General features: G+C 36.1%; 21 protein-coding genes. 11 read left to right on the forward strand and 10 right to left on the reverse strand.

Annotated features, from left to right (window positions below; all coding sequences use genetic code 11):
* Positions 1-368 precede the first annotated feature (368 nt).
* Positions 369-1,043 carry a hypothetical protein gene (locus KSO91_RS12350; RefSeq protein WP_238743301.1) on the reverse strand — a complete coding sequence of 225 codons (675 nt, stop codon included), beginning with the start codon at positions 1,041-1,043 and terminating at the stop codon, positions 369-371.
* Positions 1,044-2,763: 1,720 nt separating this feature from the next.
* Between KSO91_RS12350 and KSO91_RS12355 the strand changes: the two genes are divergently transcribed.
* From KSO91_RS12355 to KSO91_RS12365, 3 genes are read left to right on the forward strand one after another with little or no spacing between them, the layout of a single operon-like run.
* Entirely contained in the window at positions 2,764-3,030 is a 267-nt protein-coding gene (locus KSO91_RS12355) for a hypothetical protein (protein ID WP_238743302.1), read from the forward strand.
* Between the two features lie 34 nt (positions 3,031-3,064).
* A complete protein-coding gene (locus KSO91_RS12360; RefSeq protein ID WP_238743303.1) occupies positions 3,065-3,907 on the forward strand; it encodes a site-specific integrase in 843 nt (280 codons plus the stop codon).
* The gene (locus tag KSO91_RS12365) at positions 3,907-4,419 is read left to right on the forward strand and encodes a hypothetical protein (RefSeq protein WP_238743304.1); all 513 of its coding nucleotides are present in this window, start codon (positions 3,907-3,909) and stop codon (positions 4,417-4,419) included. Before KSO91_RS12360 ends, KSO91_RS12365 begins: the two co-directional genes overlap by 1 nt.
* Positions 4,420-4,465: 46 nt before the next feature.
* Here the strand turns inward: KSO91_RS12365 and KSO91_RS12370 are convergent, their stop codons facing one another.
* Complete coding sequence (locus tag KSO91_RS12370) at positions 4,466-4,696, reverse strand: hypothetical protein (RefSeq protein ID WP_238743305.1); 231 nt, start codon at positions 4,694-4,696, stop codon at positions 4,466-4,468.
* A gap of 395 nt (positions 4,697-5,091) precedes the next feature.
* On the opposite strand from KSO91_RS12370, the gene KSO91_RS12375 reads away from it, so the two are divergent.
* Positions 5,092-5,727 (forward strand): ParA family protein, encoded by a 636-nt coding sequence (locus KSO91_RS12375; protein WP_238743306.1) that lies wholly within the window; start codon positions 5,092-5,094, stop codon positions 5,725-5,727.
* Positions 5,720-5,944, forward strand: coding sequence for a hypothetical protein (locus KSO91_RS12380; RefSeq protein ID WP_238743307.1), 225 nt, complete (start codon positions 5,720-5,722; stop codon positions 5,942-5,944). The genes KSO91_RS12375 and KSO91_RS12380 overlap by 8 nt, the downstream gene beginning before the upstream one ends.
* Before the next feature lie 144 nt (positions 5,945-6,088).
* Here the strand turns inward: KSO91_RS12380 and nadS are convergent, their stop codons facing one another.
* Positions 6,089-6,376 carry a NadS family protein gene (nadS, locus tag KSO91_RS12385; RefSeq protein WP_238743308.1) on the reverse strand — a complete coding sequence of 96 codons (288 nt, stop codon included), beginning with the start codon at positions 6,374-6,376 and terminating at the stop codon, positions 6,089-6,091.
* Positions 6,369-6,734 (reverse strand): type II toxin-antitoxin system RelE/ParE family toxin, encoded by a 366-nt coding sequence (locus tag KSO91_RS12390; RefSeq protein WP_338049768.1) that lies wholly within the window; start codon positions 6,732-6,734, stop codon positions 6,369-6,371. The genes nadS and KSO91_RS12390 overlap by 8 nt, the downstream gene beginning before the upstream one ends.
* Positions 6,735-7,128: 394 nt before the next feature.
* Between KSO91_RS12390 and KSO91_RS12395 the strand changes: the two genes are divergently transcribed.
* A complete protein-coding gene (locus KSO91_RS12395; protein ID WP_238743310.1) occupies positions 7,129-7,590 on the forward strand; it encodes a hypothetical protein in 462 nt (153 codons plus the stop codon).
* A 118-nt stretch (positions 7,591-7,708) separates the two neighbouring features.
* Entirely contained in the window at positions 7,709-8,203 is a 495-nt protein-coding gene (locus KSO91_RS12400) for a toxin-antitoxin system YwqK family antitoxin (RefSeq protein WP_238743311.1), read from the forward strand.
* 307 nt (positions 8,204-8,510) lie between these two features.
* Here KSO91_RS12400 and KSO91_RS12405 read toward each other — a convergent pair whose 3' ends face one another.
* The 4 genes from KSO91_RS12405 to KSO91_RS12420 all read right to left on the reverse strand — a co-directional run bounded on the left by KSO91_RS12405 (position 8,511) and on the right by KSO91_RS12420 (position 10,510).
* Entirely contained in the window at positions 8,511-8,792 is a 282-nt protein-coding gene (locus KSO91_RS12405; protein ID WP_238743312.1) for a hypothetical protein, read from the reverse strand.
* Positions 8,793-8,980: 188 nt separating this feature from the next.
* The gene (locus tag KSO91_RS12410) at positions 8,981-9,265 is read right to left on the reverse strand and encodes a type II toxin-antitoxin system RelE family toxin (RefSeq protein WP_238743313.1); all 285 of its coding nucleotides are present in this window, start codon (positions 9,263-9,265) and stop codon (positions 8,981-8,983) included.
* Positions 9,255-9,494, reverse strand: coding sequence for a type II toxin-antitoxin system RelB/DinJ family antitoxin (locus KSO91_RS12415; protein WP_238743314.1), 240 nt, complete (start codon positions 9,492-9,494; stop codon positions 9,255-9,257). The genes KSO91_RS12410 and KSO91_RS12415 overlap by 11 nt, the downstream gene beginning before the upstream one ends.
* 119 nt (positions 9,495-9,613) lie before the next feature.
* Complete coding sequence (locus tag KSO91_RS12420) at positions 9,614-10,510, reverse strand: hypothetical protein (protein WP_238743315.1); 897 nt, start codon at positions 10,508-10,510, stop codon at positions 9,614-9,616.
* 615 nt (positions 10,511-11,125) lie between these two features.
* On the opposite strand from KSO91_RS12420, the gene KSO91_RS12425 reads away from it, so the two are divergent.
* From KSO91_RS12425 to KSO91_RS12435, 3 genes are all read left to right on the forward strand, one after another.
* A complete protein-coding gene (locus KSO91_RS12425) occupies positions 11,126-11,407 on the forward strand; it encodes a type II toxin-antitoxin system prevent-host-death family antitoxin (RefSeq protein ID WP_238743316.1) in 282 nt (93 codons plus the stop codon).
* Positions 11,388-11,738, forward strand: a complete 351-nt coding sequence (locus tag KSO91_RS12430; protein ID WP_238743317.1) for a type II toxin-antitoxin system RelE/ParE family toxin — start codon at positions 11,388-11,390, stop codon at positions 11,736-11,738. Before KSO91_RS12425 ends, KSO91_RS12430 begins: the two co-directional genes overlap by 20 nt.
* 371 nt (positions 11,739-12,109) lie before the next feature.
* The gene (locus tag KSO91_RS12435) at positions 12,110-12,538 is read left to right on the forward strand and encodes a hypothetical protein (RefSeq protein WP_238743318.1); all 429 of its coding nucleotides are present in this window, start codon (positions 12,110-12,112) and stop codon (positions 12,536-12,538) included.
* Between the two features lie 453 nt (positions 12,539-12,991).
* Here KSO91_RS12435 and KSO91_RS17660 read toward each other — a convergent pair whose 3' ends face one another.
* Positions 12,992-13,123 carry a hypothetical protein gene (locus KSO91_RS17660; RefSeq protein WP_275113989.1) on the reverse strand — a complete coding sequence of 44 codons (132 nt, stop codon included), beginning with the start codon at positions 13,121-13,123 and terminating at the stop codon, positions 12,992-12,994.
* Positions 13,124-13,436: 313 nt separating this feature from the next.
* Complete coding sequence (locus KSO91_RS12440) at positions 13,437-14,327, reverse strand: site-specific integrase (protein ID WP_238743319.1); 891 nt, start codon at positions 14,325-14,327, stop codon at positions 13,437-13,439.
* Positions 14,328-14,700: 373 nt separating this feature from the next.
* Here KSO91_RS12440 and KSO91_RS12445 point away from each other — a divergent pair, with 373 nt between their 5' ends.
* Positions 14,701-15,279, forward strand: a complete 579-nt coding sequence (locus KSO91_RS12445; RefSeq protein ID WP_238743320.1) for a hypothetical protein — start codon at positions 14,701-14,703, stop codon at positions 15,277-15,279.
* Positions 15,280-15,472 lie beyond the last annotated feature (193 nt).

The following is a 15,472-nucleotide window of genomic DNA, read 5'->3' on the forward strand; positions in this document are numbered from 1 at the left end:
TCAGTTAAAGAACAGCTAACTAACCACTGCCTAATGTATCGATAATTTAGAACTACCCGCTTAATTGCGGGTTCTCCACGAGATTAAATTTATTTATCCTAAATATAAATAAACCTGCACAAAATGACTGTTATGTTAAATAGGCGATTTAGCCCCTAAAAACAGGCACTCTGCAAAAAAAAGACCTCGAAAATACTATTTTAAGCACTTTAAAACCCCTTTTAATAGCAATCCTTGCCGACATAAATTTCGCCTTTCTAGCGCTTATTTTCGCCCTTAAAAGGCTTTTACCATTTCAGCCCAATCTTGCGGCCAAAACGGTAAAAGTAACAAAAACCAGCCATGTAGTTACACTGTAACTACATTTGTTAGCCGTTGCTAAACTCATATTTTTTCTTTGCTTGGTAGGCATCAAGCTCAGTGTCATTGTCAAACAATATGGTTTTCTCGTCAAAATCAGCAACGGTATACGCGATTTTACTACTAATAAAGCGCATTAATGTACCCGTTTGGATTTGTGAGAATCGCGTATAAACTTTCCATTTAACGTCAGGATCAGGCACATCAAGCTCTAGCTGCTCTTCTTCGTACTCCGAATTTAAACGATCATTATAATTTAAGATCAGTTCTTCAATGAGTGCTGTTTTCGTCAGGCCGGTATCCATCACGATCTCATTCAGCTTTTCAAAAACTGCCGGTGACACGGTCACATCAAGTTTTTTTGATCCGGCTTCTTTATCCAAAAATCTTTTTCGAGCCACTTTTAATGTGGTATTTAACTTAGAAAAACCAGATTCACTTAGAAACGAGTTACGAAAACCGTGTAAATGACTCTCCGCTAACTTTAGGTTACGTTGTAACTGTCTTTTAGGCTGATTTTTTCCCAACTGGAGTGTGGTTATTTTGCCTATTTCTGATCTCGCCTGTTCAATATCAGAAAACGAATCATCCTTGCAACTCTCGATCTGCTTAACGATCCAATTAATTTGGTTTGGATATAAATTTTCATCGGTAAAGATCGGGTAATGTTGGATATTCTTCATTGCAGCCCCTGTGATCACAAGTAGTTAAGGTAGTTACAGTGTAACTCGAGAGTTTGAATGACACAAGTGAATTAGTTACACTGTAACTAATGGGCGTGTGCTTCCTACTTTTAAATGTTAGGGGGGATTTATCAAATAAAGCAAATGGGAGGTTGGGGTACTCGCTCAACTGCAGGCACATCTGCTACGCAGAGCGCGGAATAAGTGAGGATAACGATAAAACCGTTACCCACATCTTATTTCCGCTTGTACACGCAGTCACGAGCATAAGTCTCTATCTTTTTGACGAAGGGCAAAGAAATGAAGTCGCTCTGCTCCAACTCTTCATTCTTCCGCCTTCGTTGCATAGGAAGCCATGATAGCCCCATGCCCCCCTAGAAGAGAATGCTAGTAACTTGTAAAGAATTTGTTTTCGGCTACGCCGACCCCTAGCCAGCTAAGACTATTTTTTTCTTTTTCTCAGTGTAGCGAATCACATTATTTCATATGTTTTCGGTAGCCCTACGTGCCATCAGTTACGCCAAAAAGCGCCCCTCTCCGTCGATGACAATCAATTAGATATATCTATCAGGTTTGTCTGATAAACCCGCGTCAATGCGGTTCATTAGGCTTTTCGTGGGTTATAAATGGCTATGTCTATAACCTGCCGTATTTCGTCGTTTCTCTAATTGATCCGTTACGCCAGTATTCGAGAATCCCTTGATTACTGGTCGATACAGTTAGTTGCACCCAAGATAGTGTTTTTACACACACATCACGATTCCAAGCACAATATAGGCAAATACAGTTTGATTTTTACGGGGAAATGTTTAAAATTGCGGTAAGTGTTTATTTTACCTAGTCCCGTAAAGACTCTGTAAATACCGAAAAAGCCACCTTGCAGGGTGGTTTTTTCGTATCTGATGCTTAGGATATTCTTTAATCGCTTAAAAAAAAAGATCTTTTTACCCTTTCAGCTCTAATTTCAACGATTTATTTCGGCATTGTTCACATTGAACACTCCTGGTTAAATTCTCTCTGTTTTTCTTATACATTTTAAATAAAACCTTTACACAAAAAGTTACAGTGTAACTTCTTTGATCTCGAAAATGTTAAAATCAACCTGTTAATTTGCATTTTGAGAATCCCGAAGGGAATCCCTTCACTTTTCCCCCCCCTTATTTTTGGATTGAAATCACACTTTTTACAAGTAAAACTCACCACCGCTACGTAGAAACAAGTTTCTACGTAGCGGTTCCCTTTGTTGGCAAGCATTAAGGTATTTTTTATCACCTATATTCTACAGATTGCTTTCTATAGCATAGTTTGACTATACTAAAGACTAATTAGTTTGATGCTCTATACGACTCCATGAGTCCAACGCATTCTTCAACTAGAAGAAGCCAAATCTAGTCCTTTACCGTTTTGGGAAAAAACGCTGTATGGGGTTTAGCACCCACTGGTGATCTAGTAGAGAATTTAACGTCCGGCAACAATGCCTCTCCGACACTACTACCATTACACGACAATCGTTACGCTTAGCTGCGTCACAGCAACAATCAATGAGTTCTATGATTGCAAAAACCAAACTCCAATCTTTATAACTTCCGATTGAAAAAATGAAGTTTTAGGCGCGAACAGTCCGAGCCTTAACGCGGGCGATTCGGCATTAAGTTGTCGCAATAGATCAGGCATTAAAATTGTCCCTATTGGTGTTCTTACAAACTACAAGGTTCTTTACATGGTCGCAGAATTTAATGCAGAGGTTGAGTTAGCAAAGATTAGAGCTCGAAAAAAATTGGTGGCGGGCAAAGGTGAATATGCCAAACGGGTATCAAAACTAGATCCTTATCGTGAACAAATCTTCGATCTCCATGAAAAAGGTGCAAGCCTCTCTGATACACAGAATTACATCCTAACCAACCTCACAAAAGAAGATCGTAAAAAAGGTTTTAAACTCCATCGCACAACAATTAATAAATACATTTTGAGATTTGAACGTGGCTAGATTTTCCTCGCCTGAAAAGCAGGCCGCCAGTGTTATGAAAGAGGTTCAGGGCTCTATTTTATCTTCAGTAGGTACGGTAAGGAACTATGAGCAGGCATTAACCCGTGTTGCTGAATATGTGAAAGAAGAACGAATGGGCCATTTGCGAGAAATCACACCATTCCAAGCTGTAGCATACCTAGAGCAACGAGGTGAACAAGTCGGTCAATCTACGCTAAATATGGAACGACAAGCATTACAGTGCATGATGAAACACGTAACGAACAAGTTAGAGCCAAAACAAACTTTAACCGTTGTGAAATCAGAATTAGCAGAGATCACAAAGGCCAGAGCTTATACACCAGAGCAGATCAACGCGATCACCGACAGAATGACTGAAAAAAACGTTCTACCCACTCAGATTTGCCATGCAGCAGGACTTCGAGCACATGAAATACACACCTTACGCCCAATCGGTGAAGTTAAACCCAGCGACAGACCAGCCCATGAGAATAAATTCTCAGCCCGAAATGGAGAGAGTTACACTGTAACCGGAAAGGGCGGATTGATCCGAGAGGTGCTTATACCGACAGAATTAGCCACCCGCCTTGAATCTCACCGTATGGAAAAGACAGAGAGAGTAACAGATCGAAACGTTTACTATGATCGAGCATACAACATCAACGGAGGGCAAAAACTTTCAGACTCTTTTTCGGCTGCATCTCGACGTGCTTTAGGGTTTAGCCATGGAATTCACGGATTGAGACACACCTATGCACAGGATCGCATGGGTGAGCTGATGCGAGAAAGTCATTTACCATACTCCGATTCAAAATTAATTGTTTCACAGGAATTAGGGCACCAACGGCCTGAAATAACAGAGGTTTACTTGAGATAATGGGATTTGATTCAATTTTTTATTTAACTGATCCCTATGGTGATATTTTATTTAAAATGTCATTCAAAGGCTTTTTATTTGCACTCCTGGTCGCTACGGTATTTTTAATTTTCATTATTATTTTTTTACATAATAAAGTTTCTAAAAATTATGAGCGTGCATGGGCTGAAAAACGGCTGTCAGACAACAACAAAGAGCATGAAGCTCTACGCATGAAGCATTTTAAAATCAGGGATGAATTGATATTCAAAGATAGTAAAAACACAGACACAATAAAGGCTTTAAAGCAGGAAATAAGTAGATTAGAAAATAAAGTAACCAAGGCAAATGAGGATAAGGACGATGCTATATTTGCCTCAAAAAGACGGGCGAAAAAGATCAAAAAAATGGAAATGGTTTTACAGCTTGATATAGAGGGTAGTGAAGCGTTTTTAAATAAACAGCTAAAGAATCCAAAACGATCTTTATCATCAATTACTAATAGCTACGATTGGTCTAAAGTTGATTTATGAAAAAAGTTACAATGTAACTTTAAAGTCTGATGGTTATCAGTGAAAATTAAGATGTAATTTGTTTCTTCGCTTTTAATTCTTTGTAGTATTTCTTTCTTTGTATTGAAATTTTTTCTTTATTCTTTTGATAATATAATTTCCCAATTTCTGAATTACAAGTAACGCACTTATCCATCGCAATAAACCGTTCAGAAATATGCCCTCGATGGCAAGGTTCTCCTGTAAAAAAACGTTTTAATCCTTTATCTAAAGCTTGCTGTTTTGTAATAATTTCCATAAATATCTCTAGATAAACCTTCAACACAAATATATTTAACATATTAACATTCTGTTAGTCCAAATATCGAAGGTAAATTTTGCTGCATTTAATCGCTTTTATGTTAAATCGCTAATTTCTTACCTTTATACAAGATATTTTTTGGACCGTACGTGCATGCTTTACCTTTTAAAAGGTAATACATCACAACTCAGAAAGCTAACGCACCGTAATTTCACGCAAAAACAATTCTCATCGACAACACACCAACCAAAAAAAGTTACACTGTAACTTTAGCTGTAGCTGTAACAAAAATCACTTTGCCCTCCTTTTTAGATAATTTACAGAATAGTTATTCTTTATATTTAATGATAACATGTTTTAATGAAATCATGATTTAATGAAAAAAGGCACTTATGATATTAAGTTTTTTAGGTCAAAAAGGCGGTGGTGGTAAAAGCACATTTACCCGAGCCACTGCTGTTGAGTACGCTAAAAATGGTTGGTCAGTCCACGTAGCAGATATGGATGAACGACAAGGTTCAACCTTTAAATGGTCAGTAAGACGATCTGAAGCGAAAAAATCACCAGAAGTCGAAGTTGCTATTTATCTAAATGAAAAAACAGCACTGAGAGCTGCTGCAACATGTGATCTATTAATCGTAGATGGTAAACCATACTCTTCAAAACAAACGTTAAAAATTGCGGAAGCAAGCGATCTAATAGTTATCCCAACGGGAACAACTATTGACGATCTTGAACCTTCATTAGAATTAGCTAGAGAATTAGTTCAAGCAAAAATACCACTGGATCGTATTATTTTTATTGTTAACAAAGTGGCATCTATTGCAGAAGCAAAAGAAGCAGTGGATACGATCCGAACTTGGGGATTTATTACTACAGATCTGTATCTTGATTATAAGGCTGGATATGGGAAAAGTATGGACGAAGGATTAGGGTTAACAGAATCTAGATGGGCTTCAATTGCAGAGAAAAGTGATCAGATAATCAGCTGGATTGGCGATCAGTTAATGGAGAAAAATAATGGCTAAATTGGCAAAACCTACAGAAAAAAACACCGTTTTAACCACTAAAAAAATTAGTAATTTACAGAAAAAAGACAATGAGAACGAAGCTAAGAAAAAGCCATTACAATTTATTGTTACAGAAGATTTTCATAAAGAATTCAAAGGTTTTGCAAACGAACAAGGTATGAAAATGAATGAATTATTTAACGCTATGTATAAGCTCTACAAAGACAATCATTAAAACATTATTTCATTAAATCATGATTTAATGAAATAATTAGAAGCAACAAGAGTTACAGTGTAACATTTAATAGCAAGGTACTCTGACATTGTCATAGTACCTCGTTCTATTTATCCATGATAATAGAAAAATTCTGAAACATACCTAAACAGAAAACTTTGTGTATAGCCCTGGTTCTCTAGATAAAAGAGTTAAAACCTTACTTGCTAGCCCTGTTGGGTTTCTTCTTCCTTGCTCCCAACTTTTTACTGTATCAAGACTAACATCCATTGCATTAGCAAGTTCTTTTTGACTTACATCTAACTGAGCTCGAATAGCTTTTACATCTGCAATTTCATAGCGAGTGACATTAGCAGGCTTCATTTCACCCTTAGCAATTAATTCGGCTTCTTTCATTGATGCATAAAGATCATTAAAAATACTATCACCCATTTTCATACTCCTTCTTAATCGATTTGGAAATCTCTTTCAAAGCGTTATTTTCACTTTGCGTCAAACTATCTTTTTTTCCTTTTTTGTACAGCAACATCAAAAAAACTACATCGGGTAATATTAATAAATATATAGCTCGATACCCTCCACTTTTACCTATGTTTTTTCCTGCAACTCTAACCTTTCTTAGTCCTCCAGTACCTATAATTAAATCTCCCACATCAGGATTTTTAATAATATTAGACTGCAATACCCTAAACTCTTCATCGTTAATAAGTTCTTTACGTTGAGACTCAAATAACGGGGTTTCAATAAACTCTAATGCGTGACTAATCCGCTTATCCTCACTATTAATTATAGGAGTACATTGTACTCTTTTTGGTTTTTTTTACAATATTAGACAAATGTTAGTTTAAACCTGTAGTAAATCGGTCAATAAAAGGAAAAACAGGATAGCTATAAATAATAAAGGCCACCGTTCAGGTAGCCTTTTAGAATGTCGTAAAACGGGTGTTATGGTAAATGCAGAGGCAATAATATTGGTTAAACCAATCCACCTTTTTTAGTTATTTCGAAATCTTTTCGTATTTACACGAAGAGCAGAATTAATGCAGTTGCAGCCATAATAGAAGAAAAAACAAAAAACGGTCACTGTATAACGCTGTTTCGTGTGTTTTTGGGAAATTCAGTTATTTGATATTTTCTCTGATACAATGTTTAATATATAACAAATTAAAGCCAAAGGTAAGTGAATGAAACAATGTCCAACGATAATTAACATCACATTTGACGAAGAAAGTTTAAAAGGTATTGAGTATATAAAAAGTGTAGGTTTTGGTCTAGAAATAACTCGATACGCTCTGATTATGGGGCATTTAAATAGCATATTTGGTGGTAGCTCAATTCGTAATGTATCAAAGGGGAGCATATCTGGAATGATGAATGCCATTCCTAATGAAACTGTAAAAACTGTAGTCAAAACGACTGGGAAGGTAGTTTCATCAGAGGTGTCTCAGACCGCCTATTCAATAACAACCGCCAATTGGTTTTTTTTTATTGACGCACTTGGTGAATTACCTCAAATTAAAAGAGAACTTATTGAAAAAGCAGCAGGGTTTCAAGCTCTAGCTCATCAAACTAGCCCTAAAGAAAGATTGTTTTGGCGATCTATTCACAACGGGTGTTCTATGGGAACTATGCTTCCAAACAAATAAAATCCAGAAAGGTTACCGTATAACATTACGGTTTTACTTTTTCTTCTGTTCATAGTGGCCACCGCATTGTTGTGGCTCTTCATTTTAAGACCTATTTAACTTTTTATGAGAAAATAAAATGAGAATACACATAAAATTAATTGCTCTATTGTTGCTAGTATCATTTGGAGTTAGTGCTGAAATACAAAAGACCTATTATGATAACGGAAAAATTGAGTCTGAGACCCCCTACAAAGACGGCAAGGTAAATGGAATTTTAAAATTCTATGACGAAAGCGGAAAAATTGAGTCTGAGACCCCCTACAAAGACGGCAAGAAAAATGGAATTGCAAAAACCTATTACGAAAATGGACAAATTAGGAATGAGTACACCTTCAAAAACGACAAGGGAAATGGAATTGCAAAAGGCTATTACGAAACAGGTGAAATAAAGAGTAAATCCTTCTACAAAGACAGCATGGAAAATGGAATTACAAAATTATATTATGAGAATGGGAATATACATTACGAGACAGTTTTCAAAGACAACATGGAAAATGGAATTGCAAAAACCTATTACGAAAACGGGAAAGTAAAATCCGAAGTTATGTATAAAAATGGTGTAGAACAATAATTGGAAAAGGCTACCGTTCAAGTAGCCTTTTTTGAAGAATAGATTTTCATGTTATTGGAAGTGCGCAAAATGACGCTTATGTTAAATAGCCGGTATTTACTAAAAAAGGGGCTTTGATAATCGATGCGTGAGGCGTTTTAAAAAGTCTCTCTTGTGATTGCCTTGCTAATTTTTGTGTAGCTAAGATCGCGCTTATAAATGATTCTTGAGTTTAACCAGGGGAATTAGGAACAAATAAGTTACACTGTAACTTTCTAGTCGGTAAAAAACAAAAAGACCATAGAATAGAGTGTGTGAATAACGCGAATCATATTTCTGTGGTTTTACCTCTTCTTTCATTTTGTTTTTTAAGTATCACTTCTTTGTTATTTTGATAATATAATTGCTTATCTTCCTTGTGATTTTGATAATAAGATTTTCTATCTTGCTTATGCTTTTGATAATACAATTTACCAATTTCTGAATTACAAGTAACGCATTTACCTGATGAAACTAATCGCTCTGCAATATGCCCTCTATAACAAGGATCCCCTGTAAAAAACCGTTTTAGTCCTTTGTCTAAAGCATACTGCTTTGTAATAATTTCCATTATTCCCTCTATCCAATACGTATTTACTTCATATTTTACACATTAAAATTTTAAGATCGTAAAATAATTCCCTCAAAGTTAGTTTGATCATTTATTTTAATGGTTACACTGTAACTATGCAGTAAGCAACAAAAAGGCCACCGAACTGGTAGCCTTTTGGATTTGCGTTTAACGGGGTTTATGTTTAATTAGACTCTATTTGAAGCATCTTTGTATGCTTTTGACTTCTCTCTTTTCCCGATAGCAACCACGAATACAACAACCCTGCTATCCTGAACTTGATAAATTAACCTATGCCCTGACTTTCTTAATTTTATCTTATAGCAATCAGGTAGTTCTCTTAGTTTATTGGCTTCTACTTTGGGGTTTTCTAATACTTTGGATAATTTATTTTTAAAATATTTTTTTACTTCACTATCCAATTTTCCCCACTCTTTTAATGCTCTTTTATCAAACTCAATTTCATAAGTCATCCAAAGAAACCTTTACTGGCTGTGGTGACTGTAATCGTAGATTGACCAAAGCAATTAAATCTTCATCTTCCTGGCTAACTAACAGCGTTTTAAAAGGTAATTTTTTATTAATAGCTACATACTCTAAAGCTTGGCGAAGTAACTCAGATGGAGATACGCCAAGGGCTTCAAGGGCTTCAAAAGATCTTGCTTTTAAATCATCATCGACACGAATATTTACTGTTCCCATAAAATCACCTGTAATTACATTTGTAGTTACAGTAATTATAACATGTAAAAAAAAGACCGCCAATTAGCAGTCTTTTAGGAGTTCGTATAACGGGTGTTATGGTAAATACAGTGACTATTCTACATTGGCATTCTTCTAGTTTGGGTTTCTGCAAAAGTAAATCCTGCAAGCGGCAATCTAAATTTTTGAGAATCAATACTAAAGATGACTTCATCTGTCTTTTCTTCTTTTTCTCTTAGCATTTTTAGCGCTAACGGATGAAGTCTATAGGTAAGTTGAGATCCTAGTTCGCCAGGACCACAAGTAGCTTGTACGGGAATAGGAAGATTATCCATGAGTAAAGATGTTTCTGTTGCTCTCAAGTTATATTGTGAATTTCGGCAGTCGTCTTTAAATACAATACTTAGTCGTGCAGGCTCCAAATCTATGTCTTTTCCAAAAATGAGAGTTTCCAAGCCGGGATCGTTCTTAGTGTTGAGTATACTAGTTTTTAGGGCTTTTCTAATGGCAAATAAGCCAAAATCACCAGTTTTACTATCGGTCATTCTGCCAACAAATTTTACTGATCCACGAGAAATAGATTTCCAGTTTTCATCATTTCGATTTGTAGCCAACAGTTTGACATCGCTAGGAACTAAAATAGGGATACTCCAACCACCAGTTAACCCTTTTTGCTCCGCGGTGTGTTTGATAAGTTCTAATTGATTATTTTTCTCTTCATATAAATACACACTATAAGCGACAGTGACAGTGGGATTGTTTCGGGTGTGAGTTTTTGTTATTGATACTTTATTTTCACCTTCTTTATAGGCATAAACGCGGCTTTTCATCAGCACACCTTTGTCTCGCATATTCCCTGTTTCAACTCCCATTCCAGAGGTGTCTAATTGATTTATTGTGAAAGGAAAGCTTTGTGCGAATTGCGTGTGCTCTGGTTTAGACTCGGCATTCATTGAGCAACCTGCCAGAAAGTTTATAATTACTCCCATTCCTAGCATTAGTTTTACTATTTTCATTTTATCCCTTTTTTAGTTGAATTGGCGTATTAGACTGTATGCTTACTAAACATAATCTACCTAATAAAGTTTGTTTTATAACAAAATTAATCTTTTTAAGCAGCATGTTAGGTCATATTTTCCGAATACACTTATAATTAATTTTACGTAGGAAGAAAGCGAGTCATTTTAAAGTGTCCCTTTGCGTGCTTATAGATCTACAAAAAATTTAACACATCATTTTATGAATCCGATTTTTAATTTAATACGAACTGCACAAAATGACGCTTATGTTAAATCACCATATTTGTTTCAAAAGTGGCTTTGATAATCGATGCGTGAGGCATTTTAAAAAGTCCCACTTATGATTTGCTTCTCTTAATTACACCCCACTCAGATTGCCACCTATGAAATTATTAGTAATGCGTACATTGGAAAAATACTCAGTTTATCAGGAAGTTTTAATTTAGACTTAATTTGGGCTTTCCTGTGATTCATGTTACAATTATTATGTTGGAGATAATTATTGTAATGACTGGACTGCAAACAGCATTATGAATTTATTAAAGACTTCTATGGAGTGCTTTGTGGTGATAACTAACACAAGGTATTTCTTAATAACAAAGGAGATAAGTTATGAATGTCGAAACTGTAAGCTTTTTAAAGAAAAATGCAGCTAACCTCCCCTTAGGAGAGCCGTTGACAATTACACAAAATGGTAAGCCCGCTTACGTTATAGAATCTATCGAAGATAGAAACAGACGTGAAGAGGCAATTGCCCTATTAAAACTTGTCAGTTTCGCTAAAAGCGATATGCAGGCAGGCCGTGTAATTTCATCAAGCTCTTTTAAGGATCGGTTAGCACAACGAAAAAAAACCTTAAAAGAGGTACATAAATATGCAACAAGCAGTAATTGAATACACCGAAACTTTTATTAACTCAACTGATCTTACGATTGCTCATTTGTCGCGGTGGAGTGACGAGATTAGTGTATTAGGAAAGATAGAGGATACGGTTAATATCTTTGAAAATTCAGTCAGTAGCAATCCTTTAATTTACCCCATCTCACAGAGCCTTTTTGATATCGTAGGGGTTTCAAGTGTTCGCGAAGCGAATATAAATGGTTATAGAATTTTGTATGAAGTCGGCGAACGAGATCAAAAAAAAGTTGTAACCTCATTTCTTTTCTTAGGCCAAAAACAATCAGTTAAAGAACAGCTAACTAACCACTGCCTAATGTATCGATAATTTAGAACTACCCGCTTAATTGCGGGTTCTCCACGAGATTAAATTTATTTATCCTAAATATAAATAAACCTGCACAAAATGAGGGTTATGTTAAATAGCGTTTTTAACGCCCCAAAATAAGCACTTCACAAAAAGAAGACCTCGAAAACCGCATTCTAAGCACTTTAAAATACCTTTTAATAGCAATATCAGACGATTTAAAAACAACCTTTGATACCCCGTTTTTCGCACCAAAATGATGTTTGTTAATTTCACTAAAAAATTGAGACCAAACACTTAAAAGTAGAAAAGCACACTCAATAGTTACAGTGTAACTATTGACGCTAGCCTGCAGTATAGTTACACTGTAACGATATTAATTTGGAGGTTACATGAAAAAATCAGAGTTATTAAAAACTGAACATGATGTGCAATTAAAATGGTTAAGTAATCAAATCGCTAAGATCGCAAATGATGGCGCTTTAGCATTTAAAAACACTAAAACTAGCGAGCGTTCATTTAATCGAATGTTAAAAGATAACATAGGTGTTCCGAGTAACTCAGAGATAGAGCATTTTGTGAGTGTGCATCTTTCTGAAACGGGAATAAGGAAATTAGTCACGACATTACGTGTTTATTTAAAGCGTAGTGGTGCAGAACGGTTACAAGTTGAGTTAACCAAGAGCAACAAACAACTGTTGGATAAACTGGTTGATGTTTCAGGTAAAACAAAAATAGAGATCATCAATCAACTTATCGGAAATGCCTTAATAAGTGACTTTAAAAGACCAGAAGAACAACTTGAGATAGTTACACTGTAACAATCTATTTGTTTGGTGAGCTGTGCCCCCTCATTTTATTTTTCACCGCGAATCAACCAAAGCAGAAAATCTGACAACGGGGTACACGCTCAACTACGGGTACATCTGCTACGCAGAGCATGGAATAATATGATGGATAACGATAAACCCGTTACCCACAAATTATTTCCATTTGCACACGCAGTCACGAGTATACGTTGGTAGGCTTTATTTTTTGACAGCCGCCGAGTAATGCTGGCTAACGCGCTTAAAATATTTGTTTTCGGCTACGCCGACCCCTACCCATTTAAAGGCATTTTTATTCTTTTTATCGAGTAGCGAGTCACATTTTTTCGTGTGTTTTCGGTAGCCCTACGTGCCATCAGATACGCTCGAAAGCGCCCCTCTCCGTCGATGACAATCAATTAGATATATCTATCAGCTTTGCTGACAAACCCGCTTCAATGCGGTTCATTAGGCTTTTCTAGGACTGTAGTGGCTAAGCTGACAATCTGCCGTATTACGTCGTTCTCTAATTGATCCGTTACGCCAGTATTCGAGATTCCCTTGATTACTGGTTGATGCATTTAGTCGATTCCAAGACATCTTGATTCCAAAATCGAGATAGGCAACACAGAGAAAAGTTGATTTTTTATCGGGGGGTGTTTAGAATTAGGGAAAGCTTTAGTTTACCTAGACCCCCAAGGTCTCTGTAAATGCCGAAATAGCCTCGTTGAAGCGGGGCTTTTTCACATCTGGCGTTTAGAGTATTCCGTAACGCGCTAAATAAAAAGATCTTTCTACAAAAAAAACTCATTTATTGAGCCTAATCACCCCCCCAAAAAATAATGTACATACAAAAAACAAAGGCATCTCTAATTTTTTCATTACCCCACACCATACAGTTACAGTGTAACTATTACATAGACATGCCAACCTCTTGAACGGCCATTTTAACCGGTGCGGTAGTGTGATTTTCTCTGACTACTGCTCGGATTTGTTCTTTACTAACACCAGCCTCCATTTCCACGCCACCACTGCCAGAACGCCGATCCCCATAAACATCAACTGATTTTGTTGCTTGATGCCCCATCAAATAAGCGATATCTAAGCGATCCATACCAGATGCTTTTAGATTAGATCCGACTTGATGCCTAAAAGAATAAAGGCTTGGGGTGGCTTTGCGCCTAGGCCACCGCTTTTTTGCAACCAGTGCCAATCTAGCTTGAATTAGATTATGAGGATCTGATTTAAAGTCTTTCGTGGACTCTTTGAAAGCCTGAAGAACTGTAATTGCGTTTTTCATGCTTCGTATATATTTTACTTTAACGAGTCTATCCAGCCCTCTATCACCCTTTTTTGTTTTCTTAGCACCCTCAATAAAAACCATACCCTCCACAATTCTTAGGTTAAACAGCTCTACAGGACGACACCCTAAAACCTCTGAAAGCTCAAGAGCTGCCAATAATGGCTTATCCCCCTTTTCTATAGCACCAGATTTAAGAGCCATTAGGTCATCAAGTGAAACCGATTTTACCCGCCGTTCCTTCGACTTTTTAGTTAAATCACTGCCTTTGACCGTAACAGGGTTTACTGTCTCATTGATTTTTTTTGCTGCTTTTGAATACCCCTTTTCGATCTGATCATATGCCAACGCATTTCTCAGGCGCCTAAAATAATCAGGTCTGTATTGTACTGCGCTATCCTCCAGGGATTTTATGATCTTACCAGGTGTCACATCACCCACTATTTTAGTTTTGTAAAAGTTCTCTGCTAACTGTACATAGCGTTTTTTAGTATTCTCATTCATCCTAATACATCCCCTTTCTTATCGCCTATCCGCATCAAAAAATTGTACTGCGTGCCGCTTTGTATCTTCGTCCATATCTCGCTTCGTACCTTTGCTTATATATCTCTCATCACAGTCTCCACTCCGTACAAGGCGTGTTATTTCGGACACTCGCAAGCTCGGACACTCAAAAGCTCTAACACACCCATACTCCGAAAGTAACACACTTTTCGGAGTATGGGGTAATGAAAACAGGTCAAAATATCGCCCACATGTTTATGTAAATAAGTGAAAACATATATTTACACGTTTTGTATAAATAGGTTAAAACGTATATTTACACGTTTATGTTTTTAATGTACTTTATATTTTTTTATAAAAATGGATTATTAAAATGACTACTACTGAAGAGGAAATTTTAGAATTAAAAAAACTTTTAATTACTAAAAATGGTTCGTCATGGATCGATTTCATGGATCATATTTATGACAAATTTTCAGATATTTTAAAAAAAGGAAAGCCAAAATATAGTGCTATATCAAGCTCAATTATTGGTCGTTCTGGATTCAATTCATGGCGTGAAATGATCGAAACAAAAGAAAATAAAGGTGGTCTAGGTTGGAAATATTCATCTTTTGATTCATGGAAGCGGGCCTACTCGATTGTTAAGAAACATCCATATTTACGTGAAAAAAATATTAGCGCCTCCCAAATTAATTCTATGAGCAGAAAAACAAAAAACAAAATAGGTTTTCCATCTACACAAGAAATGTTTAATAAAGAATTATCAGAACAAAAAAATATTAAAAGGAATTATCCAAAAGAAGCTATAGATGAAATAAATGCACTAAAAGATAAAATTAAGGCGCTAGAGAAACTAATACCTACAACAGGTGGTGTTGTTATAGAAAAACATTTTGAGATTAATATAAGCCCTGAAATATTAAAAATGGAAAAACCAGATTGGCTCTAATTAATAATTAAGTGCACGATCAAAATAGTTACACTGTAATTTTATTAGTTACTTTGAAACTGCACTTAACGGGTGTTATGGTAAATACAGTGACTATTCTACATTGGCATTCTTCTAGTTTGGGTTTCTGCAAAAGTAAATCCTGCAAGCGGCAATCTAAATTTTTGAGAATCAATACTAAAGATGACTTCAT

The organism is Psychromonas antarctica (assembly GCF_022267535.1).
Taxonomy (GTDB): domain Bacteria; phylum Pseudomonadota; class Gammaproteobacteria; order Enterobacterales; family Psychromonadaceae; genus Psychromonas; species Psychromonas antarctica.